Consider the following 23,553-nt stretch of genomic DNA (forward strand, 5'->3'; position numbering starts at 1 on the left):
GCTCTGTTGTCATTTATTGTAATAATTCCAATAATATCAATCTGATAGACATTATTATTCAACCTGATTCTAGCTTACGACCCAGAGCCGTAGCAATATTCACCAGCGTCTACGGAGTTGCGATAACGTCCGCGTAGCAGATCATTGATACGTGGTGGGGTGATCCCGCAATGAGTTGCAGTCCCAGTTTACTTCCAATCGTAGGCCTTGATGCAGGTTCTACTCGTCGCCCATTGCCCTGACCTGGGCGCGGAGGTTCTCTATCTCGTCCAGGAGCTGCAGGGCGAGGGCGGCGCCGGCGAGGTTGACGCCGAGATCGCTTTGCAGACGCATGGCGGTCCTTGCGCGGCGTATCTGCGCGCCGGAGAAGCGCCAATGCTGGGGTTCGTTTTCTTCGGTGGCGATATCCGGCGTAACCAGGCCTTCGTCCACCAACTCGATGATATAACCGGTCTGCACTGCGCAGACATGGCTGAGTTCGGTCAGCGTCAGAACGCTCTGCTCGTCGAGAATGATCCCCCTTAGCACGTCTGACTGGTTCGCAGAGCCGGATGATGGCCCGGCAGACATGTCGTTCCGTCCGTTTTCGCCGTTCATAAACTCACTCCCAGTTTGGCCCTCGGGTTAAATGATTTAAACTGCTCCGCCATCTTGCGGTAAAGCGTCTGGTCCGTCTCATCATCGGCGGGAGGCGTTACGATTTGCAGCACGACAAAAAAATCACCGGGCGTTTTGCCGGGTATGCCGCGCCCTTTCAACCTGAGCTTGCGTCCTGTTGTTGAACCAGCAGTAACCTTGAGTTCTACGATGCCGCCCGGCGTGGGCGTTTTTACCGTCGCGCCCAGCGCGGCCTCCCACGGCGCGACCGGAAGATCAAGGTAGACGTCGGCATTCTCTACACGATAGTGCGGGTGAGGGCGAAATTCAATTTCCAGATAGAGGTCTCCCGGCTTGCCCTGCCCGTGACCGGGCGCTCCCTGGCCGGCAAGGCGAATATACTGTCCGGCCCGAATGCCCTTGGGAATGGCGACATTCAGCCTGTGTTCGCGCGTCGATACACGCCCCTGGGCATCCAGCTGGGGAACTTGCAGCGTAATGGAACGGGTGCCGCCCTGATATGCTTCTTCAAGGTCGATCATCACTTTGGCATAATGATCCTGGCCTGGCGCATGAAACGCGCCGGCGCGTCCGCCATGACGGTCTTGCGTGCCTTGTCTTCCTTGGGCCGCGCCAAAGCCATGGCCGAACAGCGATTCGAAAAAATCGCTGTGCTGGGAGGCGTCGGCGCCGGCAAACCCGCGTTCCGAAAACTCGAACCCTGCGTTCCAATCCGGGGGCGGGCGGAATTCCTGGTTTGCCTTCCAGTCACTGCCGAGCCGATCGTACGCCACACGTTTTTCGGGGTCCTTGAGCACTTCATAAGCCTCACCCAGTTCCTTGAAGCGGACCTCGGCCTGGGGTTCCTTGCTGACGTCGGGATGATACTTGCGCGCCAGTTTTCGGTAGGCCCGCTTGATGTCGTCCTGGGACGCATCCCGCGGCACACCCATGATTTTGTAATAATCCTTGAATTCCATCGATGATTCGCAATAAAAAACACAACCGTTCGGATTTCATTCAAGCATAGCTGTAACTCTCCTCTGTTACAAACAGATTCCAGAGCATGCCTTTTCTCATCGGGAATGCAAGCCTGCTCAGACTGCCCTGACCCTGGTAGCGGCAATTCATTGCAGCGGCAGCATTCGTACCGGCGGATCGCGAGGCCGTTCCTTTATAGCCGAGAGCAGCCCCATGTATACTTGCCCGGCTGCTCTCGTTATCGGCTGGCCCGTTACTGAGCGTACACAAAGGAAGGCAATTTCTTCAGCGCCTCCTTTGTGGCTCCCGGAAGTATCGCCTTTGGGGCAATCTGGGTGAATTGGCGCACCGGTATCGCAACCCGGTGTTTGCCTACGCCGAGAAAGCCCCCAACCTCCACAATCGCCACCGTCAACTTGCCGTCGGTGCTCACGATCAGATCGTCGATTTCCCCGATCTTATCGCCGGACTCATTATGAACTTTGGTACCGATCAGCTTGGAAGCCCGCCAGCCGGTAGCAACAAGCTCGGTCTCAACTACGGTGACACCCAGAGGTACCCTTCCCGCGGGGACCGGCGGTACTACAGCGCCCTTGTCATCGCTTTGGGCAGAGGCCGTCCCAATCAATGCCAGGCTGCAAAGTACAGAAATAATGATGCTTCTTCCGAGGATTAAGTTCATGATTTAACTCCTTTTAAGGTTCACTTTTCAACGTTCACTTACCACAATAGCACGCCAGCTTGGGCTAGCCGCGCCGCCTACCCGGGGCCCCCCGGTTCGCAGGAGTTTCATAGCGAGCCGGAGCGCCTCCCGAATACGTCTAACTTATGCTGCTGCCCGTAGTACATTCAAAAGGGAAGCTTCATCCCAACCGCCCTCATAACGCTCCCCATTGATGAAAAACGTCGGGGTCCCCGCCACCCCACTGCGCACCCCGCCCATGAAGTCGCGTTTAACACGCTCGCGGAATCGCCCTGATGCCAGATCCTCGTTCAAGCGCTCCATGTCGAGACCAAGTCCTTGCGCAAGCGCTGCTATCAACTCAGGACTCAGCGCTGGCTGATTTTCGTAGAGCGCGTCATGCATTTCCCAGAACTTGCCTTGGGCGCCAGCAGCTTCAGCCGCTTCGGCAGCAAGCTGGGCCTGCGGATGAACCTGGGTGAGCGGGAAATTTCGGAATACGAAGCGGAGGCGGGGGCCAAGCTGATCCTGGACCAGCCTGACATTCACATGCGCGACTGCGCAGTACGGGCACTGATAATCGCCATATTCGACCAACGTAAGCAGCGCGGTCTCAGGACCTTGCATATGATCATTCGGACCCACGGGAACGAGCAGGCTAATGATGCACCTCCAGAAAGTGATTCAAGGGCGCGCAAAACGCCGTCCGCGCCCGGGTTAACGCCAATCGGCGAGACGTGGCTCCAATGGACCACACCATCGGGCTTGATGACGAACAGGGCACGCTCGCTTACGCCTTCCTTGCTTCGGTAGACACCATACTGGCGTGCAACTTCGCCCTTGGGTTCGAAATCGGCCAGGAGCGTCATTCGGTAGCCACGGTCTTTGGCGAACGCGTTATGGCACCACGCGCCATCCACGGAAATCCCCAGCAGCGAGGCGTCGAATTTGGCAAACTCATCGCGAAGCTCGTTGAACAGCGCGAGTTCGTCGCCGCACACCGGGCTCCAGTCGGCCGGGTAGAAAATCAGTACAACAGGCCGTCCGCGAAATTCGGAGAGCGCGACCCGCTGGTCGGGCGTACTGGGTAATGAGAATTCGGGAGCGGTTGTGCCCGCCGCTAGTGCTTCCATAAGATTTTGCCCTCCAAAATTATTTAGATCGAACAAGAAACGAAGGAGGGGCCAGCGCCGCTCACACGCCGATACCTGCCTCCTGCCTCATGCTTGCCTTGCCAGGCACCCGTCGCTAAGCTATGGATTTATGGTGATCTCATTGATCACTCTTGTTACGCCCGGCGCCAACCATGCAACTCTTTCCGCTTCGTTGCGTTCAGCCCAGGACCGGACGCTTCCGCGCAGGGTGACCTCGCTGCCATTTGAAATTACGATGATGTTCTTCGCATCGACTTCCGCATTCCGCTTGAATGCATCTTCAATCTTGCGCTTGATGTCGCTGGGCTCGGCCTTCGGCTGCAGACTGATCAGATTGGTGACGCGAGTCACCCCCCGGAGCTGCTGAATCGCGTGTTCAGCTTTCTTTCGCTCCCAGTCCCATTCCGCAGTACCTTCGAGCGTGACCCACCCATCTTTGACAATAACCTTGATGCGCTCCGCTGAACCCGGCACCTCCCGCGTAAGCGCCGCCACGGCGTCTCGCGCGATCTCGGGGTCTGGTCTCATGCCGCTGGTGGGCAATCGCACCTCGATATCATTTGCCACGGCTCTAACGCCGGGAACGCGTTTGGCGTCGATTTCCGCTTGAGGTTTGTGAAGGTAGCTTCGAACAAAGCCGGATAAGGTAACAACGCCATCCTTGACCGCCACAGCGATATCAGTCGCGTCGATTTCGCGATCCCACTTGAGTTCCCACTCCACGTCCTGTTTGATTTCACTATCAGATCTCACGTTGCCTCCCGGATAAAAACATGTAAGAAAGTGTGGATCTCGGTAACGCTGGTTAAAATTTCAAACGGACAACAACGGGCTCCATCAGTCCGGACGGACGATCGTAGCGCTTCGTTATTGAAAATGTGTTTGAACTGGCGGGATGAGTCATGGAGCCGGAACGTAAGCGCCGTACTCAAACTTTGGCATGTTTTTCAATGCGGTCTTCGTTGCTCCGGGGAGGATCGCCTTTGGCGCGAGGCGTTCGAACTGGCGTATGGGAATGGCGACCCGGTGTTTGGCAAGGCCGAGGAAGGTTCCTACCTCGATAACTGCCACCGACAGGTCTCCCTTGGGAGTGGTAATCACGTCCTCGATTTTGCCGATTTTTTCATCGAACTCGTTGTGTACGGTTAGGCCGATCAGCTTGGAGGCGCGCCAACCCGTGGCAACGAGATCAGCCTCGATTACCTCGATACCAAGGATGACCTTGCCGGCCACCGCGGGAGGCATCAACGCCTTCTCTTCTTTCGTTTTGGATTCCGAGCCCTTATCCTTTTCTGCAGGCTTGTCCTTTTGCTGCTGGGCCATCGCGCCCCCCATCAATGCAACGCTGCAAGCAGCGCATATGACGAACGTTTTTACGGGTTTCCAGTTCATGGTTTGCTCCTATTGAAGTTCGTTCCTGAAATGCACCAGCATGGCTGGCAGCGCTGACGGTTGACGCCCCAACCTTATATACGTGTCTCATACCGAACCGAGCGTCTTCCCAATAGAGTTCCCTTTTGCGGTGTTCCCTTTATCCCTTTATGCTTTGCCGGTGCCGATAGCGCTCTGGCAACCCCGGTGAGACTCCGGCAACCAAGCTTACGCGGGAAGAGTGCTGGGCGGTGTGCCGTGACCCTCGGCCCAGCCTCGCGCGCGCCAAGCCAGCGCAAGCAGCAGCACGCCTGAAAAAATGGCGTAGATGCTGATCAGCCACACCAGGGCCAGTGCTCCGGCACCGGGGAAGAAAAACACAAATACCCCGAAGGCGACAGAAACGATGCCATTGAGAAATAATAACGCTTCACCCTCGATGACCTTGCGCAAGCGAATGGCCATGATGATATCGACCAATCCGCTCGCCAGGGCAGTCGCGCCAATCAAAAGCACCAGGAATACCGCTGTGAGGTTTGGATAAATTATCGCAACCGCACCTGCGGCCACCGTCATCAGGCCAAGGAGCAGCAGCAACCACCAATCGCTGTTGGTGTGCCGGTTTTTTATCGCAGCGCTGGCTGATGCAAATCCGCCGATAAACGCATAAGCCGCGAACAGGGCCATCAGCCAAAGCAGGGTAAGCCCGGGCCAGATCGCCGCGAGGATGCCGAACAGCAGGGAAACGGCGCCGCGCCACGCCAATCCCTTCCACGAGTCGGAAAGCAAGTTTTGCATGATGACACCTCCGGTTGTTGATAGTACGAGCGGCGAATGGTGGCGATTCAGGGGAGGCGATTGCCGTTCGGTACCGAACATAGCCAAATTCCCCGTCTCTCTCGCCGTACAGGGGGTATGGCAGCGTATGGGCGCGTATTTGCCGAGGCGCTTAAGCGAGTGGGTGGCGAGTGCTGGCGATGTTTTTTTTGGCAATATTTTTTTTTGATGTTTTTTGTTAGCATCATTCCTGTCACATAATGATTGAGCAGATCGATTAATGAGCAGAGCGAGTACCCTAATGTCCAATTCACGCAACAAACCATCTTCAAAATCAGGACCGCGCAAGGAAACCGGCATGCTGACTGAGCGCGTCGAGCTCCCAGGCCCGGATTCCGAGCAGAAACCCCTCAATCCCGCAGTGTCGGCGGAGGAGACGCTCCTGCCGCACGAGCGCGATCAGACCACGAAATCCGTGGGCACGAGCCAGCCGAACGAAAACGAGATGTCTCGTGCCGTGATCGGGCAGGCGGCGGAAAACACCCGGCATGGACTGAAAGATACCGATCGCCGCGGCATCCCCTCTGATATTGTCAAATCCGATGTACCCGGGTCCGGACCAAGTTCGAATGTGCCGGAGCAGGCGCGAAAAAAGGAAAAACCGAAACCTTGATACGCGGGAGCCGATCATACGTGTCTTGCTGACTCGGGCAGATCGTGGAGAACACGAACAGCTACGGCCAGATCCATGCCACCGCCCATGACTCAATTAATCGCGGAGAATGATCCCATGCAACCGTTGAAAATAGCTCAAATGATGCTTCGCACTTTAATTCCGGCGATTATCGCCGCCGCTTCGATGATAGCGGCTCCAAGCTTTGCCCAGGAGGCTGCGTCCACGGCCGAATCCCCCGCTGTAAGCCCTTCGCTCCCGGCGATTCAGTTGCAGGGCCAAACGGAATTCGTAACCGGGGGAGTCGGACAGGATGAATCCGAGGCCATGAAGAAGGAAGGGCGCGCTTGGCCACTGATGCTTGAGTTTGCCCAGACCAGCGACGGGCGCGCCCAGTACCTCAGCGATGTACAGGTCACCATTAAGGACAAGTCTGGAAATACCGTCCTGGATGCGACCGCGGAGGGACCTTATATGTTGATCAGGCTTGCTCCGGGCAGATACTCCCTGGATGCGATTTATGAATCCGTGACGCTGCATCGTCATCTGAAGCTGGAAAAAGGCCAGAACAGAAAGGTGGTCCTCGTATGGCCGAGCCAGCTCAGGGAAGGACAAGGACAAGGACAAAGGAACCCAGAGTAATCGGTGGGGGGGCAGGCACGCTCCCGGTCCTCCGCCGATGATCAGGCAGCCATGTCAATCATTGTCGGCATTCGTTCGCGGCGAGAAGTGTTGCCCTGGTGTGGTTGATCTTTTCAGTGGGTCTTGAAACCGAGCGTGTGAAATGACCGCGGAATGGGTGCCGGCATGGAAACCCGTGGAGACCGAAGCATATGCCCGCTGCTTGCGGGGGTTCCGTACGCCACGGCACATAACACATGGAGGAAAGGGGCGCCCGTACGTGACCCTTGGTAATTGTCCGTCTCTTCGGATGGATCAGGAATCAAAAGCGCGCCGGAGCATTCATGGGAGATAGGGGCAGATTGCCGCAGGTTGACGTAGATAAGACGCAGATGAAATTAGGGCAAGCTAGGAATGTACGATTCCGCACGGAATGAGAAGGAAAAAGACCCCATTCTTGTTGTATTTGCCTATGTGTGGCAAATCCGCCTCGTAGTTTCAATCCATCTATCCATCTGTCAAAAAGGAAAAGAATCCCATGGATCCCGTTAATGACTCTGATAATCGTTCGACCGTGAGCGGCCCTTCCCGCCCAGAAGGAGCCCCAGCAAACGAGTTTACCGCCAAGCAGGCCGCGACGCAGGAACTCACCGCGGCCATGCCATACAATGCTAATAAGGCACTTGAGTACGGAGAAGTTTCTGCTGCGCCGGAAAAAGGGCAGGCAATGGAGCCCCCTGACCCTAGTGTGACCGGCAGCACCTTGACGGAAGACACCAGCTCCGACAAGACTGGCGCGGGGGAGCCGCAAGTGGGCTTCAATGCCGCCAACGAGTCGCTCGACCGGGTGCGCGCCGACTCCAGCGGCCGTGCACTGACCACCAATCAGGGGGTGCCGGTGGCGGACAACCAGCATTCATTGAAAGCTGGATTGCGAGGCCCGGCGCTGCTGGAGGATTTCATCCTGCGCGAGAAGATTACGCATTTCGACCATGAGCGCATACCCGAGCGCATCGTGCACGCGCGCGGCTCCGCCGCGCATGGGTATTTTGAATGTTATGAGTCGCTGGAGCGATACACGCGGGCGTCGCTGTTTGCCGAAGAGGGCAAGAGAACGCCGGTTTTTGTGCGTTTCTCCACCGTGATAGGGGAGCGCGGTTCGGCGGATACCGCGCGCGACGTGCGGGGCTTTGCGGTCAAGTTCTATACCGACGAAGGCAACTGGGACCTGGTGGGAAACAATATTCCGGTATTTTTTATCCAGGACGCGATAAAGTTTCCGGACCTGGTGCACGCGGCAAAACCCGAGCCCCATTTCGGGATGCCGCAAGCCTCCACCGCACATGACACCTTGTGGGATTTCATTTCGCTGATGCCCGAGTCGGCCCATATGATGATGTGGGTCATGTCGGACCGGGCGATTCCGCGCAGCTACCGCATGATGCAGGGTTTCGGCGTGCACACTTTCCGCCTGCTCGCTGCGGATGGCAGCTCGCATTTCGTGAAGTTTCACTGGCGTCCGCTAGCCGGGACGCATTCGCTCGACTGGGACGAAGCGGTCAAGATCAGCGGAGCCGATCCGGATTTCCACCGCCGCGACCTTTGGGAAGCCATTGAATGCGGCGCATTTCCGGAATATGAGCTCGGCGTGCAGATTTTTACCGAGGCCCAGGCGGAAGGATTCAGCTTCGACGTGCTCGACGCCACCAAGATCGTCCCGGAAGAGCTGGTTCCGGTCCGGGTGGTGGGGAAAATGGTACTCAACCGCAACCCGGACAATTTTTTCGCGGAAACGGAGCAGGTGGCCTTCTGCGCCGCGCACATCGTGCCCGGGCTCGATTTCACCAATGACCCACTACTGGCGGGACGTATCCACTCGTATGTGGATACCCAGATATCCCGCCTCGGTGGGCCCAATTTCCATGAAATCCCCATCAATTCGCCGGTTGCGCAGGCCCATAACAACCAGCGCGACGGCATGCACCGTCAAACCATCAACCGCGGCCGCGTCGCCTATGAGCCGAATTCCCTGGGCGGTGGCTGTCCGTTCCAGGCCGGAGCAGCCGGTTTCAGTTCCTTTCGGGAGCCCATGGGTGGGGACAAGGTGCGCGGCAATCCGGAGCGGTTCGCAGACCATTACACGCAGGCAACATTGTTCTGGAATAGCCAGACACCAGTGGAAAAGGCGCACATCGTCCGGGCTTTCCGCTTTGAGCTGACGCGCGTGCAAACACCGGCGATACGGCAGCGCATGGTGTCCGTGCTGAGGAACGTTGCACAGGAACTCGCGGAAGCGGTCGCACTGGGACTGGGAATCGACCTGCCGCCAGCGCAGCCCCGGGCCCTGCAAACCAAAGTCGTGCCCGAGGTCGAATCCTCTCCCGCGCTTTCGCTTTTCGCCCGGCCGGGGGAGCGCACGATCCGCACGCGCAGGGTGGCAATCCTGGTAGCGGATGGGGTGAACGGCCAGAGCGCGAGAGCAATCCATGCCGGGCTAGCCAGAGAGGAGGCTGTGCCCCGTTTTGTCGGCCTGCGCCTGGGACGGGTGCAAAGCACGGACGGAAACCAGATCGAGGTCGATGCGACGGCAGAGGCAATGCCCTCCGTGCTGTTCGACGCGGTGGTTGTGCCCGGTGGGCACGAGGATATGGTGAAGGTTTTCGCCAATGCCGGCCCGGTACTCGAATTTATCGGGCAGCAATACCGTCATTGCAAGCCGATCCTGGTACTGGGCAATGGCAGGGCTGTGGCCGAGCGTGCGGGCGTAAAGCTGGTGCTTCCGTCGGGCGAGCTCGATTCGGGCGTGCTTTACTTCCAGGAGGACAATTTCGGGGAGGTCCTGCCGCACTTCGTGGAGGCAATCGCCGCTCACAGGCATTTTGCCAGGGAGACTGACCCTCCCCAGGTCTAGGGAAGCACTGAACAAATCTTCGCTGGCGCGACGGCGGCTTTGCGGGATGGGGCGCGCGGGAATCGGGCGCTGGACGAACTCAACAGGGCCGTTGAAGACTGTTATCATTGCAGCATGCGATGTAATCATCCTTGGCCCGGGCGCCTGCTGCTCCAGTGAAAGTCTGGCCTGGCACCCCCTATCCGCTCGGCGCGACCTATGATGGCGCGGGGACGAACTTTTCGGTATTTTCCGAAGTGGCCGAGCGTGTCGAGTTGTGCCTCTTCGATGAGGCAGGCCGCGAAACGCGGGTGGCATTGCCGGAGGTCACGGGCCACTGCTGGCATGGCTATCTCCCTGGCGTGGAACCGGGGCAGCGCTACGGCTTCCGGGTGCACGGCCCATGGGCGCCGGAGCAGGGCAACCGGTGCAATCCCGCGAAGCTCCTGCTCGACCCCTATGCAAAGGGCGTCTATGGCGATATTGCGTGGGACGAAGCTGTATTTCCCTATCATTTCAATTCCGACCCCGAGGTATCCAATGGTCGGGACAGCGCCCCCTTCATGCCCCGCTGCATCGTCCACCAGCCATTCTTCGACTGGACTGGCGATCGTCAGTTGCAACGGCCCTGGAACGAAACGATTATCTATGAGACGCATGTAAAGGGTTTTACTGCACGGCACCCCGACATTCCGCGCGAATTGCGCGGTACATACGCGGGGCTCGCTCATTCCGAGTCGATTGAATACCTGAAGAAACTCGGCATCACTGCTGTCGAGCTGATGCCGGTGCACTATTTCGTGAACGACAAGCACCTGTTGGACCAGGGGTTGAGCAACTACTGGGGCTATAACTCCATCTGCTACTTCGCCCCGCACGGCGCGTATGCCGCCGACAAGCGGCCGGGCGCCGCCGCCGCGGAGTTCAAACAGATGGTAAAAGCGCTGCACCAGGCCGGTATCGAGGTCATTCTCGATGTGGTCTACAACCACACCGGCGAAGGCAATCACATGGGTCCGGTGCTGAGCCTGCGCGGGATTGATAACGCCTATTACTACCAGTTGATGGAAGACCGGCGCTACTACCGGGATTACACCGGCACCGGCAACTGCCTCAACATGCGCCAGCCCCACGTGTTGCAACTGATCATGGATTCACTGCGGTACTGGGTGCTGGAAATGCACGTGGACGGTTTTCGCTTCGACCTGGCTTCCGCCCTGGCGCGCGAACTGCACGAGGTACAGATGCTGAATGCCTTTTTCGATATCATCCAGCAGGACCCGGTCACGAACCAGGTGAAGCTGATCGCCGAACCCTGGGACCTGGGCGAAGGCGGGTACCAGGTTGGCAACTTCCCGTCGGGCTGGTCCGAATGGAACGGCAAGTACCGCGACTGCATACGCAACTTCTGGCGGACGCGGGAACCCACCTTGACCGAGTTCGCCTATCGCTTCACCGGCAGCCCCGACCTCTACGCGGGCAATTCGCGCCGTCCGTTCGCCAGCATCAACTTCGTCACCGCGCACGACGGTTTCACACTGCGCGACCTGGTGTCCTACAACGAGAAACATAATGAGGCCAACGGCGAGGACAACCGCGATGGCAGCGACGATAACCGCTCCTGGAACTGCGGTATCGAGGGTGAGACCACTGATCCCGGCGTGCTCGCCCTGCGGGTCCGACAGCAACGCAATTTTCTGGCCACTTTGATGCTGTCCCAGGGCGTCCCGATGCTGGTCGCGGGGGACGAGGCAGGCCGCACTCAGCGGGGAAACAATAATGCCTACTGCCAGGATAACGAAATCTCCTGGCTGGACTGGGACAATGTAGACAAGAACCTGCGGGACTTCGTCCGCCGCCTGATTCAGTTCCGCCGCGCTCACCCCGTCTTTCGCCGCCGCCGCTGGTTCCAGGGGCAGGCCATTCACGGCGAGGGCAAGGACGACATCGCCTGGTTCGATCCGCGCGGCGAGCAGGCGAGCGAGCAGTTATGGGAGGGAGGGGTGGTGCACAGCCTGGGGATTTTCATCAACGGGGAAAATTTTCCCAACCCCAATGCTCGGGGTGAACCGGTCACGGACGACAGCTTCTACCTGATCTTCAACGCGCACTTCGAAGACGTGGATTTCATCCTGCCGCCCAACCGCTGGGGCATGCGCTGGCTGAAAGTGTTCGATACGGCGGAAGGATGGTCGGAAGATGGGGCCGCGCTCGAAGCCGGCGCTACCCTGTCGGTCGTGCAGCGGTCGTTCGTGCTGCTGCAGCGGCAGGCTTCATAAGCCTGCGTACATTAAACCATCTTTTGCGGCACCCTGAAGCGTAAACCCAGCCGGATGGCTGGGTTTACGCTTTTCGCGCTTCAGTAGTTTACGGGAGGGCTTAGGCTTGCCCTACGCCCGGCTTACAAGAGATAAATAAACAATAAAACAATCGCTGGTACGCCTAGCAGCCAGGCAATTAAATATCGAGCCATGATGGTTCTCCTATGAAGGATTTAAGGAACTCGTGACTTGAGCCTTTAAAACTTGCATGACGGAGGTCACGTTTTCACGCTTTCACGTTTCTTACACGTTTCGCGAAAACACGACACCATTTTAGGAAATGATTTAAATATTTTCGGTACGCCAGCGCACTTTGCATGTCAGGCTGTGAAAAAAAACTGGTCTCGCACAATCTCGTTAGCAAGAAAGCTTGCAGGGATTGGGCAAGCGTTATCTATTCCCAACTCCACGCAGTTGCGCCTAAGGCATAATTCGCGCGCTCCCTTTCGTAGTTTTTTTGTGCGGTGATGCATAGCGAAGCACGGGTCGGGCGGGTATGAGCCCGACGACCGCGTTTTTTTCCCATGCAAGGAAGTGATGGCGGTTGCTTCGCGGTAGTCGTTGAGTGCGGCGCCGAGGTGGACACCATCACCCGACAGCATGGCGGCGGTCTGTGGCCTTGTGGGCATCGAGGTCGCCGATGCCGATGGCGCCGCCGGTGACCATCGCCGTATGGCCGGCGAGCGAGCGGTTCGTGAGATCAGGATAGGGTCACGGCGTATCTCCCCAATCGGCAGCGGGGACGGACGCCCCCAGGCGCTGGCGGTTTCCGCGCGAAATCGGCGTAGCAGCGTGGTGTCGTGCCCAGTGCGCCATGGGAAGCCTTTCGTTGTCAGTTTCTGTGCCGGCCGGCTACCAGCGCTCGCCGAAGGGACGTGCCTCGACCTCGAAGCTCCACGCCCGGCGGTCCTGATGCGCCAGGAACCAGGCCGTCTCCGCCACCCCTGCGGGGTCCACGAAGAAGTCGTCCTCTTTGTCGGGCATCGCCTGCCGCGTTCCGGGAAGGTCGACCACGCCGTCCACTATCAGCAACCCAACATGGATTCCCGCCGGCCAAAGCGTGCGAGCCATCGATTCAGCCAGACTGCGCTGCGCGGCCTTTGCCGGCGCGAACGCCGCCGTCCTCTTTCCGCCCCGCAGCGATGCCGTCGCCCCGGTGAAGAGGATGGTGCCCGAACCCCGTGCTTTCATCGCTGGGATGACGGCTTGGGAGCAGAGCAGTGAGCCATAGGCGTTGACACGCCATGCGGCCTCGAACTCGGCGGCCGTGATCTCCTCGACCGATTTGAACACGCCGGAGCCTGCGTTGAAGAGCAGGACGTCCACGGCGCCAAAGTCTGCCGTGATCGTGTCGAATACCGTGCCAACAGAGGCAGGATCGCTCACGTCGCACGCATAGGCGACGGCGCCATCGATCTGCTCAGCGAGGCCAGCGATCTTCGCGCCGTTGCGCGCGAGCAGCGCGACGGCGTACCCGCCGTCCGCGAAGCGCCGGGCGAGCGCGGCACCGTTGCCTGGTCCCGCTCCAGCCACGACGGCTACGGGTTTGCGTTCCTTCATCGCGAACTCCTTCCTCGATCAATGTCTGAGCAGCCCTTCGGATCTGTTCATACCTTAACGGACAAATAGCCCCCCGTCTAGACTGAGTATCGCGACTTCTCTCATCCTTTTGCGTCCGGACTGATCCGTTGCGAGCCAACTCTAAACCGGGTTTCGCATTAACGTATGCGATGCAGCACGGCATGCGGCAATTAAACGGAGTTTACACCCAGCGTTTTAATCGCTGGCATGGACGGGTGGGGCATGTCTTCCAGAGCCGCTACAAGGCGATTATCATGCAGAAGGAATCGTACCTGTTGGAACTGGCCCGCTCCTTTTTGCAACAGCGCCCTCTATTACACAAGTCGGGTCAAGGCGGCAGTTCAGCGCTCTCCGCATCGGACAAAGTCTCCAGCCAGGCTTGAATGTCAGTTTTAGCCTGCTCGGTCAATGTGACGAAGCCCGCGATTGCCCCGGTTGCATCCGGCGAAGCAGTGTTTTGCGACAGATTAAACGAGCGATCGGCGATCAGCCGATGGTCTTTCGTTGCGAAGACGCTAACCATCAGGCTCATGACAACGCGCGCCTGATTAGAGGTTTCAAATTGTTGTTCGAACTGCGTCAGATTTATCTGTACCGTGAACGGCCGTTTGCCGTTTATAGTCAGGCGACGTTCCAATAAAGCTGGGAACGGCGCTTCCCAGCGATCCAGATTGTAATAACGGATGGCGGTTGCGTCTTTGTAAAGCAGGCGGTAGCGTATCCGCTCATCCCACAGCCAGACAGGAGCATCGAGCGTAACTGCAGCATCCCGGGCGGTAGATATTGCAATCGGGCCTAGATCGTGACTTACCGGCAAGCCGTGGTTGGCACCGATGCTGCAGGCGGAAACCGTTGCCATCAATGTTATCGCTATCAAGCAAGGTGATCGTTTCATTGCGATGCCTTGAAACCCGGCTCGCCGGGTCCTGGTGACAAGGGTTCGGCCCCCAGCAGAAACGCTTGCGGATCGGCTTCAAGCATCGTCGCCACGCGATCGAAACGATGTACGGCGGCCTGCATCTGCAGCATGAGGGTGTTGGCTCTCGGCATGGTTGTTTGCAGCAGTTGCTGACCTACGGAAGCGCCAGTTTGCATCAGGTCGCCCGATTGCCTGGAAAGCACTGTCAGTTCTTGCCGCATTTGTTGGCTTAACTGCTTGAATTCATCGGTCAGTTCATTCACCTCGGACAGCGCGTGCCGTGCATCCGCCGTTAATGCCGGCACTTGGGCCAGCGCTTTGTCGGCGCTGTTCTGCAATGCGCTGAACCGGCTCGTGGCGGCTTCAATATTGCTCAGAATCTGTTTCATTTGCTGGATATTATTTTTGTCCAGGAGCTGATTCAGCCTGAGCATGAGTTCATGGGTTTCATTGACCGTATCCTCACCTGCAACCGACAACCGATCGATAAAGGAGGGCTTGATCGGAATGCGGGTGTCCGGAGAGCTGCCGCTCGGCAGCGGTTCAGGATTGTCGCCGCTATCTTTGAGGGCTATTTGCGTCAATCCGGTCACGCCCTGAAACTCCAATGTCGCATAAACGCCGTGGTTTAATTGCACCCTGTCATCCACTTCCATTGGTACGACGATCATGCTGGGATCATTTGTGTCGAAACGCACTGCGCTGACCTTGCCAACGTCGATACCACGGTAATAAACGGTGGAACCGGTCCTGAGCCCGGTCACCGAGCCGCGGGTCGCGGCCACATAGGTTTGCGTTTGACGCTCGACATCACTGAGCCAGATGACAATGACGACAATGCTGACGATTAGCGTTACCATGAACAATCCGGTCACTAAAGCATGGCTGTCTTTACCCATGACCTGCCTCCAATGAACTGAATATCCGTTGTGCGCGGTTGTTATGAAAGAATTCCTGAACAAAAGGATGATCGCAGGCGAGCACCTTATCCAGTGTGTCGAACGCGACCAGCCGATGGTCTGCCAGTACCCCTACTTTGAGGCATAAATCCCGCAAGATATCCAAGTCGTGCGTGATCATGACCACTGTGAAATCAAGCTCCTGATGCAGTTGCCGCAACAGGGTGACGAAAGCCTCGCTAGCCAGGGGATCGAGTCCTGAAGTCGGCTCGTCCAATAATAATAATTCCGGCTCCAGAATCAGGGCCCGGGCCAAGGCTGCACGTTTGACCATACCGCCGGACAATTCGGACGGTTTGAGCGTGGCGTCACGGGCGTTCAGTCCTACCATCGCCAGCTTCATGTACACCATTTGCGAGATCAGTTCCTCGTCGTCGATATCCACTTCCCGCAGCGGAAATGCGATATTGTCAAAAATGTTCAATGCGCTGAACAATGCCCCGTTCTGAAATAATACGCCGGTATGATTGCGTCGCTCCCTGCATTCGGTAGCGCAGGCTTCCTGGATCGGCTCACCCAATACTTTTAGGCTGCCCCGGCTGGGTGTTTCCAGACCAATTATCTCGCGCAGCAAAGTGGTTTTACCGCTGCCGGATGCACCCACCAGTCCGAGTATTTCGCCGTTTTCAAGACGAAAACTTATATCCTGATGAATCAATTGTTCGCCGAAATAAGTCCAAATATGCTCAAGCTCCACGGCGTAAGATTTTTTCACGGAATCCCCACATTTTTGAACAGAATGGAAAATATGGCATCCATCAAAATCACCACAGTGATTGTCGTTACTACGGAATGTGTGGTTCCATCTCCCAGACTCTCGGTGTTGGGCTTGATCAGAAAGCCGTAATGACAGGCGATCATGGCGATCATCATGCCAAACGTAACCCCCTTGGCTAGACCGATATAAAAATTAACGATGGGCACCGCCTTGGGCAGACGATCGAGAAATTGCTGGTAACCGATATCCAGTGTCAGTTGCGCCGAGATCATGCCGCCGATCAAGGCCATCACATCGGTCCAGACGATCAGCAACGGCAAGGCTATGGCCAACGCGATCACTTTCGGCACAACCAGCCGCAATGAATGAGAAATACCCAACGCCGCCAAAGCGTCGAGCTCCTGAGTAACGCGCATGATACCGATTTCGGCGGTCATGGCAGAACCGGAGCGGCCAGCGACCAAAATAGCCGTAAGCATCGGCCCCAGTTCCCGTATGATGCTCAGCCCGAGCAGGTCGATAATGTAAATTTCCGCGCCGAACCGTTGCAGTTGCAATGAAGACAGATAACTCATCGAGATGCCGACCAAGAGGCCGACCAGGGCAGTGACGCCCAGGGCGCTGACACCGGCCTTATAAATCGTTAACGAGATTTCCCTATAGGGTATGGCGCGGGGATTCCGAAACAAATAAACAAAATCAGGAGTCAACCCGCCGAGCAAGGTCAGCCAGGCACGCATGTGTTGATAAAATCCCTGAAGCGGCACCTGCCCATAGCGCAACACCGTGGCAAAATCCGGTAGCATGGGGTGGGGCGTCGGAATTTTACGGTCGTGGCAATATTTGAATAAGCGCCGCTGTTCCGGGCGCATGATCAGATTCGCGGGCAGTTTTTCGCCCCAGGCCTGCCAGAGCAGAAAAGCCGCAGCACTGTCCAGCCGTTCGATTCGGCTGATATCCCATTGTTTATCCATGTCAACGGCGAGTTCTTTAATGGACTGGCGAAGTGCCCGGTCTGTCGCTAGTGTGCGCAGAGTCCATAGCCCAACCAGCACAATCAGCTTGCCACCGAATCCCTCCGGGAATGTCACCATAGGCTTTTCAGTGTCGATTATCGCCTTATCAATCATAAAGAATGCTCTCCCTTAGTTACGGCAAAGTTGGTTAGTCTGGATGCCGTAAAATGTCCCGGGTCTCTCTTTCGAGGAGGTCGAAGTTTCGACTGATTATCTTTGGATGGATGATCCCACCGTTACTTCATACAGAATTTAACGATCTGAATTTCAGCCCTTTTTCTATTTGTAGAGTAGAAACTGAAAATTACAAAGTTACAAAGGCGTGACAAAATGGAACAATAAGTTAACGATCTTATGTTATTGATAAAATAAGCAAAAACTCGTACCGAAGCCCGCTTGGCAGTGTTTACCTGGGTCGAGGGCTGGCACAACCCCAGGCGACGTCATAGCGCGCTGGGATACCTATCACCTGTTAACTTCGAAAGGAGATCGCCGACCTCTATTCCTGAATCTGATGTCCAGTGTCAATAAGCCCCAGCAAACCACAAAAAACGCCTGGGAATCAGGTCCATAACCGTCAACGAAAATGGGTCAACTCCAATACGGAATTTCAGAACCGGGTACAAAACCGGGTATATGGCGGGTGAGGTAAATGTCAGCCCCATCTATGCTCCCGGACAAACTCACTTCAGACCGTGCAATGAACGTCATCCGGCGTGTGCCCCTTGAGTTTGCACACCGCTACCACCGGCTTGCCGTTGAAGAATTGAAGTAAATTCCAGCCAGGGGCCGGGACTTTCCTGCCCCTGAACTACGCTTTTTCGCGTCCGCGAAAATATTCAGTAATCACGCGCTTTCGCTTCCTTCGCTCTCAATGCCCACCCCTTCCTGCCTACATGCGCTTCGTAGGTAGGCTTCGCCACGCACTAAACCTTATGCAAGCCCCCACCGGCATCCCGACCGCCATGTGTGAGGCGCGTTTTTTCACACCTGATGTGTGACGACCGAGCTCCTCATCCCTCCGCCTCATGCGGTCGCAGAAGCGCATAGGGGAATGTCCGGAAAAGCCCGGCCAGTTCGATTCCCCGTTTCTCCCCTTCCAGGGTCCGGATGGACACGATCTCGTCGGTCAATACATTGATCCACTGCGCGTGCATCGGGCCAAGATAGTCAACGTCCGGCGGCAACTCAAGCCAGCTGTCGCCCCACACACCCTCACCGACTGGAATGCCGCCGTTTTCTCCTTCCTCCCTCAGGAGCCCGTCGATCAGCCGCGGCACGGCGACCAGCAGGGTGTCGTTTCCGCCATGCCGCGCGAAGGCACAAACGTGCTCTGTCCGCTGCCCTCCGGTTTTCAAGGGGAGATAGTTTCCGTCACGGAAAAGCTTCTCGTTCTCGCGCCGGAACGAAAGCGTTTTCCAGGTCACGTAGAGTTTGATGCGGCCGTCCGGAAGGTTCTCCAGCAGCCGCCGGGCGCAGGCAGCGGCGCCCTCGCTGTCATGCAGGGACCTGACCGCGCGCAGGGCCGCGCGCCGCGCAACGTAATCCACCCGACGCCGGTTGTCGGGGTCCACCAGGCTGAAGTCCCACATTTCGTTGCCCTGGTAGATGTCCGGCACCCCGGGCGAGGTGAGCTTGAGCAGCACTTGCGACAGGCTGTTATAGGCCCCCCGCCGCGCGATCTTCTGCTGGAATGGTACAAAGTCAGGCAGGAACAGGTTGGTCGGCTGGGAGGAGAGCAGCGCGCGCACGAAATCCTGGGTGGCAGCCTCATACTCGCTGGCCGGGTTGATCCAGGAGCTGTGCACTTTTGCCTCGCGCCCGGCCTTGAGCATGTAGGCGGCGACGCGCTCGCGCAATTGCGCCAATGCCGCTTCATCGGGCTGCTCAAACGGCCATATGCCAAGCAGAGTCTGATATAGCAGGTACTCGTCATTGCGGCTGGGCGCGGCGATCTCGTCCAGCTTGCGACGATTGCGCCGGTTCAGCTTGCGCCAGCGGGCAAGGACGAGGTTCCATTGATCGGGTATTTCGGACAGCACGCTAATGCGCGCGCGCACGTCTTCCGAGCGCTTGTTGTCGTGGCTGGAGGTGGACAGCAGGGCATGGGGCCAGCGCGCGGCGCGCGCCTGGTTGCCCTTGTGGAATGCCGGGACCGAGACGCCGAACCGGTGCGGCTCGCTGCCGACTTCGTTCAGCGACACCAGCCGGTTGTATTGATAGAAGGTGGTGTCCTCCATCGCCTTGGCCATGACTGGGCTGGTGTACTGCTGGAATTTCATGGCGAAGGCGCATACCGCGTTTTCGTAAGCCTCGCCCTTGCCCCTGGCCTCCCGCGCCAGCAGCACATCCTGAATGAAATCGAAAATACTGGGATCGGGGTCCCTGCTGCGCTTCTTCGCCGCACCGACGGCCCAGTTCACATAGCGGACATCTTCCGCGGCGCTCTCGCAGCCGGCGACGTAGGTGCGGTAGACGGGAAAGTTGGCCACGACCTGAGCCAAAGCGCTGCGCTGGCTATTGAACGTAAAGTCGCAGGTGTGCAGACCGCCCCTGGCGATGCGCGCAAGTTGCGTGGCCAGCACGTGCAGTTCGCCTGCCAGTGCGCGCTTCATGATCAGATGCTTGTTCGTGCGCCCCATGGCGTCAAAGTCGAGCCGTGCCCTGATGAAACCGTGATAAATGCGGGTGAAGCGGTTGGTGGCGCTGGCGTCGACGAACAGGCCGGTGCACATGGCGGCAAAGTCGTAGCCTGTGCTGCCATGCACCGGCCAGGAGGGAGGGAGATACTCATGCGAAGCGAGAATCTTTTCCACCACGATGTACAGCGGCAGGACGCTGCCCCCAGTATCCCCGTCATCTCCGACATTCGGCGCTTCGCGTGAAGACAGCGCAGCCGCCATGGCCTGCAGGCGACCGAAATATTCCCTGGGTGCATACAAGCCGTCGGGATGGTCAATGCGCAACCCGTCGACGAGGCCGGCCGCAAGAAACTCACGCAGCAGCCGATGAGTATTCTCGAACACCTCGGGGTTATCCATGCGCAGCGCCGCCAGCTCATTTACGTCGAAGAAGCGGCGGTAGTTGATTTCGTCCGCAGCTGCGCGCCAGTACGCCAGCCGGTAGGCCTGCGCTTCGAGCAAGTCGTGCAGGAGACTGGGGCTCCTGGCCCCTTCGGGCGTCTCGCCGTTGAAAGTAGCGGTATTCTCGCGCACGAACTGGGCAATATCCGCGCTGCGGACGAACAGCGCAGCCAGATGGCGCTTGTGTATTTCCTTGTCGCGTGCTCGCTCCGCAACCCCCTCGGGGTTGATATTGTCGCGCGCCGGCAGGTGACTGAAGGCGGTCATCAGGGATTGCAGCTCGAGAAAATCAGGATGCTGCTCATCCAGCCGCGTCTTCAGGCGTTCCAGGCCAAACCCCAGCACGCGCGGGTATTCGCGCGGGTCCACCGGGAAGCGGTGCTCATAATAGAACACGCTGAATGACCCTTCCTTCTCGTCATATGCGAACTTGAACTGCCCCTTCTCCAGTACGTCCCCATAATGGTCGCCGAGCACCGGCAGCAGCACGCGCCCAGGCACGTGCTCGCCCATGACATACCAGTCGATATCGAAGTAGCCAGCAAACCGGGATACCGGCCCGTTTTCGAGCACGTCCAGCCACCAGTCATTATCCGCGCCACCGACGAACATGTGGTTCGGCACCACATCCAGGATCTGGCCCATCCCGCGCCGTTTCAAGGAGCGTGCGAACGCCGCAAACCCTTCGCGCGTCGCGATCTCCGGGTTAAGGCGGTTGTGGTCGGTGATATCGTAGCCATGACGGCTGCCGGGGCGCGCCTTGAGAATGGGGGAGAGATAGCAGTGGCTGATGCCAAGGTCGTCCAGGTAGGGAATCAGCTGCGCCGCGTGCCTCAGGGTAAAGTCGCGATTCAGTTGCAGCCGGTAGGTAGCGCGGGGAATCGACAGCCTGACCCCGGGCTGGCCCAGACCCCTCCCGCCGCCCAGCGGGCGCATGGGAGGACGTTCACGCCGGAACGCCTGGAGAATGCCTTGCAAATAGGGACTCTGACGCCACTCCTCAAGATTGAGTGGGAGCTTGAGCCGCCAGCAGGGGTAGGCAGCAAGGTCGGCCGCGCCGGGGAGATTCGGCTGCTCGCGCACGCCAAAACCGTCTTCCATCTGCATCAGCAGCAGCTTCGACGGTGCCTGCGCGAGATAGGTGTACACGGCTGCCGCGAGCTCCGCCGTCATTTCCGGGAAACTGACCTGATGCAGGCCGGTGCCTTCGGACGGTACGGGCAGCACGCCCTGGCTTTGCAGTGCCACCAGCAGCTGCGCACGGTCCGCAGCCCGCTCCACGATCTGGCGATTGCGGGCCTCTTCGTCCGGGAACAGGTGCTGGCGGTCCCGAAGATCGATGTCGATTCCTTGCCAGTAGCCGGCAAGAGTGGGGAGGTCATGGGTGGTCACCGCCGCCACGGCATTGACCGGATATTCCTGCGGAGGCTTCAGCCTGCCGTCATCGCGCCGCTCGAAATACAGCAGGCGTGTCGACATGACATTCATGGGATGAAGCGCCGCACGCACCTCGTCCGGTACCGTTCCGAGGTCTTCGCCTACCACCAGGCAGCGGTTGCGCTGACTCTCCAGCGCCAGTATGCCAAGCATATCCTCGAACGGATACCGCACGTACGCGCCTTCGCTCGCGGGCAATCCCTTCGCTACCCAGAACAGGCGGAACAGACCCATGATGTGGTCCTTGCGCAGGGCTCCGGCGTACCGCATATTGGCGCGCAGCATTTCGATGTAGGGTGCGTAGGCGTGGGCAGTCAGCTGATGGGGAATCCAGGGCGGCAATCCCCAATTCTGGCCGAGACGGTTGAAGTCATCGGGAGGTGCCCCTACGCTCGCATCAAGCGCGTACAGACGCCTGTCGGTCCAGGTGGCGCCTCCCCCTTCCGCCACGCCGATCGCCAGATCCACCATCACGCCCACGCCTAGTCCCGCGTCCTGCGAATGCGCGGCGACCGCTTCCAGCTGTGCGTGCGCCTGCCACTGCAGGTATTCGAAGTATTCCACACGGTCGAGATGATCGTGGCAGAACTGCGCCACCTCCGGCGCATCCGGGTCGCGCCAGGCTTCCGGCCATGCGGGCCAGCCCCATATGGTGTCATCCAGGGCACGAAAGTGCGCCTGCAGCGCTTCGAACAAAGCCTGTTTGCGCAGACTGTCGCCATGCTCGGACTGAAACGCGCGAAAAGCCTCCCCCCGCTCGGTGTTCCGGTCCAGGTGAAGGCTGCGGAAATGCCGGTAGAGGCAATCGAAGACCCTGGTTTTCATCTCGGCGACGCCGCGGTAATCCACCTGATCGGTGGCGCGCAGCGCGCGCAACTGCGCCTGGGTTTGCGGCGCCAGCACCAGCGCGCGCGCTTCTTCGCACTCGTCAAAATCGGCCATCGCCTCAACGTCCAGATAGAGCGAATTGAACCAGGATCGGCTGGACGGGCTGTAGGGACTGGCGTGTTCCGGGGCATCGGGAAACAGGGCATGGAGCGGGTTGAGCAACACCGTGCTGCCGCCTGTTTCCGCGCAGAAACCCACCAGGCGCCACAAATCGCGGAAATCGCCCATGCCGTAGTTGCGTTCCGAGCGCATCCCGTAGAGCTGAAGCGCAAAACCCCAGGCGCGGCCTTCGCCCTGGATGGCGGGCGGCTGGTAGCAGGTGGCAGGAGCGATGATGAGCTGCATCTCGCCCACGGCACCGGCGCCGTCCATGCGTTCGATGGCCAGCCTGTGATAGCCCGGCTCCAGCGTGAGAGGCAGCGGCAAGGCCCGGCGCACAAACGCCTGTCCGTCCAGATTGCCGCGCTCGAGCTCTTCCATCTTCTCCGGAATGAATTCGCCCCGGTCCTCGCCGCCGGACTCCCTGCGCAGATGCCAGCGATAGGACTTCCGGTCCTCGCTCACGGGGAGCGCGACCGCGATATGGCAGGGGCGGGGTTGCGCCGCCGGCACGGTTTCGCGCAGCACCTGCACCGGCGGCAGAGGCTGTTTCCATCTGCGCCGCTCGAAAACGAGCAGGGATGCAGCGATCTCTTCTTCGCTCTCCGCCGCCACGTCCATGGCTTTGAGGAGCGCGCGCCTGGCGGGATCCGAGGTCCGGTGCGTATTCCCCCAGATGTCGTTGTAACCCGGCAGTATGCCGTAGAGTTCGCTTAGCCGATCAAGCGGATTGCTCATGCTGTTCCCATGGATGTGGCCTGACTGAGAGTTTTTGGATGAAGGCTC

Annotated in this window: 19 protein-coding genes and 1 pseudogene; 6 read left to right on the top strand and 14 right to left on the bottom strand. The window is 58.5% G+C overall.

Translation table 11 applies throughout. From position 1 onward, the window contains the following. Nucleotides 1-219: 219 nt before the first annotated feature. The 8 genes from BM022_RS04665 to BM022_RS04700 form a co-directional block, all read right to left on the bottom strand. Complete coding sequence (locus BM022_RS04665; RefSeq protein ID WP_256208933.1) at nt 220-597, bottom strand: chaperone modulator CbpM; 378 nt, start codon at nt 595-597, stop codon at nt 220-222. Beyond that, nucleotides 594-1,577 (bottom strand): DnaJ C-terminal domain-containing protein, encoded by a 984-nt coding sequence (locus BM022_RS04670; RefSeq protein ID WP_091137301.1) that lies wholly within the window; start codon nt 1,575-1,577, stop codon nt 594-596. Before BM022_RS04670 ends, BM022_RS04665 begins: the two co-directional genes overlap by 4 nt. Nucleotides 1,578-1,831: 254 nt before the next feature. After that, complete coding sequence (locus BM022_RS04675; RefSeq protein ID WP_177191623.1) at nt 1,832-2,260, bottom strand: PRC-barrel domain-containing protein; 429 nt, start codon at nt 2,258-2,260, stop codon at nt 1,832-1,834. Nucleotides 2,261-2,404: 144 nt separating this feature from the next. Next, nucleotides 2,405-2,887: a DsbA family protein gene (locus tag BM022_RS04680; protein ID WP_091137302.1), complete on the bottom strand. Its 483-nt coding sequence runs from the start codon at nt 2,885-2,887 to the stop codon at nt 2,405-2,407. After that, the gene (locus tag BM022_RS04685) at nt 2,806-3,393 is read right to left on the bottom strand and encodes a redoxin domain-containing protein (protein WP_143079519.1); all 588 of its coding nucleotides are present in this window, start codon (nt 3,391-3,393) and stop codon (nt 2,806-2,808) included. The genes BM022_RS04680 and BM022_RS04685 overlap by 82 nt, the downstream gene beginning before the upstream one ends. Before the next feature lie 120 nt (nt 3,394-3,513). Continuing rightward, a complete protein-coding gene (locus BM022_RS04690) occupies nt 3,514-4,167 on the bottom strand; it encodes a BON domain-containing protein (RefSeq protein ID WP_091137304.1) in 654 nt (217 codons plus the stop codon). 147 nt (nt 4,168-4,314) lie between these two features. After that, complete coding sequence (locus BM022_RS04695; RefSeq protein WP_218146829.1) at nt 4,315-4,806, bottom strand: PRC-barrel domain-containing protein; 492 nt, start codon at nt 4,804-4,806, stop codon at nt 4,315-4,317. A gap of 207 nt (nt 4,807-5,013) precedes the next feature. Then, nucleotides 5,014-5,583, bottom strand: a complete 570-nt coding sequence (locus BM022_RS04700; protein ID WP_091137446.1) for an HdeD family acid-resistance protein — start codon at nt 5,581-5,583, stop codon at nt 5,014-5,016. 337 nt (nt 5,584-5,920) lie between these two features. Here BM022_RS04700 and BM022_RS04705 point away from each other — a divergent pair, with 337 nt between their 5' ends. The 4 genes from BM022_RS04705 to glgX all read left to right on the top strand — a co-directional run bounded on the left by BM022_RS04705 (nt 5,921) and on the right by glgX (nt 12,025). Beyond that, complete coding sequence (locus tag BM022_RS04705) at nt 5,921-6,235, top strand: hypothetical protein (protein WP_091137306.1); 315 nt, start codon at nt 5,921-5,923, stop codon at nt 6,233-6,235. 87 nt (nt 6,236-6,322) lie between these two features. Beyond that, complete coding sequence (locus BM022_RS04710; protein WP_091137307.1) at nt 6,323-6,877, top strand: carboxypeptidase-like regulatory domain-containing protein; 555 nt, start codon at nt 6,323-6,325, stop codon at nt 6,875-6,877. 517 nt (nt 6,878-7,394) lie between these two features. After that, nucleotides 7,395-9,767: a catalase gene (locus BM022_RS04715; protein ID WP_091137309.1), complete on the top strand. Its 2,373-nt coding sequence runs from the start codon at nt 7,395-7,397 to the stop codon at nt 9,765-9,767. A 155-nt stretch (nt 9,768-9,922) separates the two neighbouring features. Next, complete coding sequence (glgX, locus tag BM022_RS04720; RefSeq protein WP_091137310.1) at nt 9,923-12,025, top strand: glycogen debranching protein GlgX; 2,103 nt, start codon at nt 9,923-9,925, stop codon at nt 12,023-12,025. Between the two features lie 894 nt (nt 12,026-12,919). Here glgX and BM022_RS04725 read toward each other — a convergent pair. The 5 genes from BM022_RS04725 to BM022_RS04750 form a co-directional block, all read right to left on the bottom strand. Beyond that, nucleotides 12,920-13,627, bottom strand: coding sequence for an SDR family NAD(P)-dependent oxidoreductase (locus BM022_RS04725; protein ID WP_091137312.1), 708 nt, complete (start codon nt 13,625-13,627; stop codon nt 12,920-12,922). A gap of 349 nt (nt 13,628-13,976) precedes the next feature. After that, a complete protein-coding gene (locus BM022_RS04735) occupies nt 13,977-14,543 on the bottom strand; it encodes an ABC-type transport auxiliary lipoprotein family protein (protein ID WP_091137314.1) in 567 nt (188 codons plus the stop codon). Beyond that, nucleotides 14,540-15,466 (bottom strand): MlaD family protein, encoded by a 927-nt coding sequence (locus BM022_RS04740; protein WP_091137315.1) that lies wholly within the window; start codon nt 15,464-15,466, stop codon nt 14,540-14,542. Before BM022_RS04740 ends, BM022_RS04735 begins: the two co-directional genes overlap by 4 nt. After that, on the bottom strand, nt 15,459-16,241 hold the full coding sequence (locus tag BM022_RS04745) for an ABC transporter ATP-binding protein (RefSeq protein ID WP_091137316.1): 783 nt from the start codon (nt 16,239-16,241) through the stop codon (nt 15,459-15,461). The genes BM022_RS04740 and BM022_RS04745 overlap by 8 nt, the downstream gene beginning before the upstream one ends. Further along, nucleotides 16,238-17,374: an MlaE family ABC transporter permease gene (locus BM022_RS04750; protein WP_256208934.1), complete on the bottom strand. Its 1,137-nt coding sequence runs from the start codon at nt 17,372-17,374 to the stop codon at nt 16,238-16,240. Before BM022_RS04750 ends, BM022_RS04745 begins: the two co-directional genes overlap by 4 nt. Before the next feature lie 273 nt (nt 17,375-17,647). Here BM022_RS04750 and BM022_RS16350 point away from each other — a divergent pair. Both BM022_RS16350 and BM022_RS15915 read left to right on the top strand, forming a co-directional pair. Beyond that, nucleotides 17,648-17,791: pseudogene (locus tag BM022_RS16350) on the top strand (hypothetical protein); the annotation flags it as partial. 121 nt (nt 17,792-17,912) lie between these two features. Continuing rightward, nucleotides 17,913-18,035, top strand: a complete 123-nt coding sequence (locus BM022_RS15915; RefSeq protein ID WP_256208935.1) for a hypothetical protein — start codon at nt 17,913-17,915, stop codon at nt 18,033-18,035. Nucleotides 18,036-18,273: 238 nt separating this feature from the next. On the opposite strand, the gene BM022_RS04755 is transcribed toward BM022_RS15915, so the two are convergent. Next, nucleotides 18,274-23,505: a malto-oligosyltrehalose synthase gene (locus BM022_RS04755; protein WP_091137317.1), complete on the bottom strand. Its 5,232-nt coding sequence runs from the start codon at nt 23,503-23,505 to the stop codon at nt 18,274-18,276. Nucleotides 23,506-23,553: the final 48 nt, after the last annotated feature.

This window comes from Nitrosospira sp. Nsp14, from assembly GCF_900113575.1.
In the GTDB taxonomy this organism is placed as follows: Bacteria; Pseudomonadota; Gammaproteobacteria; order Burkholderiales; family Nitrosomonadaceae; genus Nitrosospira.

What these genes read in the sequence shown, in the direction of transcription:
- BM022_RS04680 (WP_091137302.1), bottom strand. Translation starts at nt 2,887, where the DNA reads ATGCAAGGTCCTGAGACCGCGCTGCTTACGTTGGTCGAATATGGCGAT.
- BM022_RS04755 (WP_091137317.1), bottom strand. Translation starts at nt 23,505, where the DNA reads ATGAGCAATCCGCTTGATCGGCTAAGCGAACTCTACGGCATACTGCCG.
- BM022_RS04740 (WP_091137315.1), bottom strand. Translation starts at nt 15,466, where the DNA reads ATGGGTAAAGACAGCCATGCTTTAGTGACCGGATTGTTCATGGTAACG.
- BM022_RS04685 (WP_143079519.1), bottom strand. Translation starts at nt 3,393, where the DNA reads ATGGAAGCACTAGCGGCGGGCACAACCGCTCCCGAATTCTCATTACCC.
- BM022_RS04700 (WP_091137446.1), bottom strand. Translation starts at nt 5,583, where the DNA reads ATGCAAAACTTGCTTTCCGACTCGTGGAAGGGATTGGCGTGGCGCGGC.
- BM022_RS04750 (WP_256208934.1), bottom strand. Translation starts at nt 17,374, where the DNA reads ATGATTGATAAGGCGATAATCGACACTGAAAAGCCTATGGTGACATTC.
- BM022_RS04670 (WP_091137301.1), bottom strand. Translation starts at nt 1,577, where the DNA reads ATGGAATTCAAGGATTATTACAAAATCATGGGTGTGCCGCGGGATGCG.
- BM022_RS15915 (WP_256208935.1), top strand. Translation starts at nt 17,913, where the DNA reads ATGTCAGCCCCATCTATGCTCCCGGACAAACTCACTTCAGACCGTGCA.
- BM022_RS04725 (WP_091137312.1), bottom strand. Translation starts at nt 13,627, where the DNA reads ATGAAGGAACGCAAACCCGTAGCCGTCGTGGCTGGAGCGGGACCAGGC.
- BM022_RS04715 (WP_091137309.1), top strand. Translation starts at nt 7,395, where the DNA reads ATGGATCCCGTTAATGACTCTGATAATCGTTCGACCGTGAGCGGCCCT.
- BM022_RS04710 (WP_091137307.1), top strand. Translation starts at nt 6,323, where the DNA reads ATGACTCAATTAATCGCGGAGAATGATCCCATGCAACCGTTGAAAATA.
- BM022_RS04735 (WP_091137314.1), bottom strand. Translation starts at nt 14,543, where the DNA reads ATGAAACGATCACCTTGCTTGATAGCGATAACATTGATGGCAACGGTT.
- BM022_RS04665 (WP_256208933.1), bottom strand. Translation starts at nt 597, where the DNA reads ATGAACGGCGAAAACGGACGGAACGACATGTCTGCCGGGCCATCATCC.
- BM022_RS04705 (WP_091137306.1), top strand. Translation starts at nt 5,921, where the DNA reads ATGCTGACTGAGCGCGTCGAGCTCCCAGGCCCGGATTCCGAGCAGAAA.
- BM022_RS04675 (WP_177191623.1), bottom strand. Translation starts at nt 2,260, where the DNA reads ATGAACTTAATCCTCGGAAGAAGCATCATTATTTCTGTACTTTGCAGC.
- BM022_RS04695 (WP_218146829.1), bottom strand. Translation starts at nt 4,806, where the DNA reads ATGAACTGGAAACCCGTAAAAACGTTCGTCATATGCGCTGCTTGCAGC.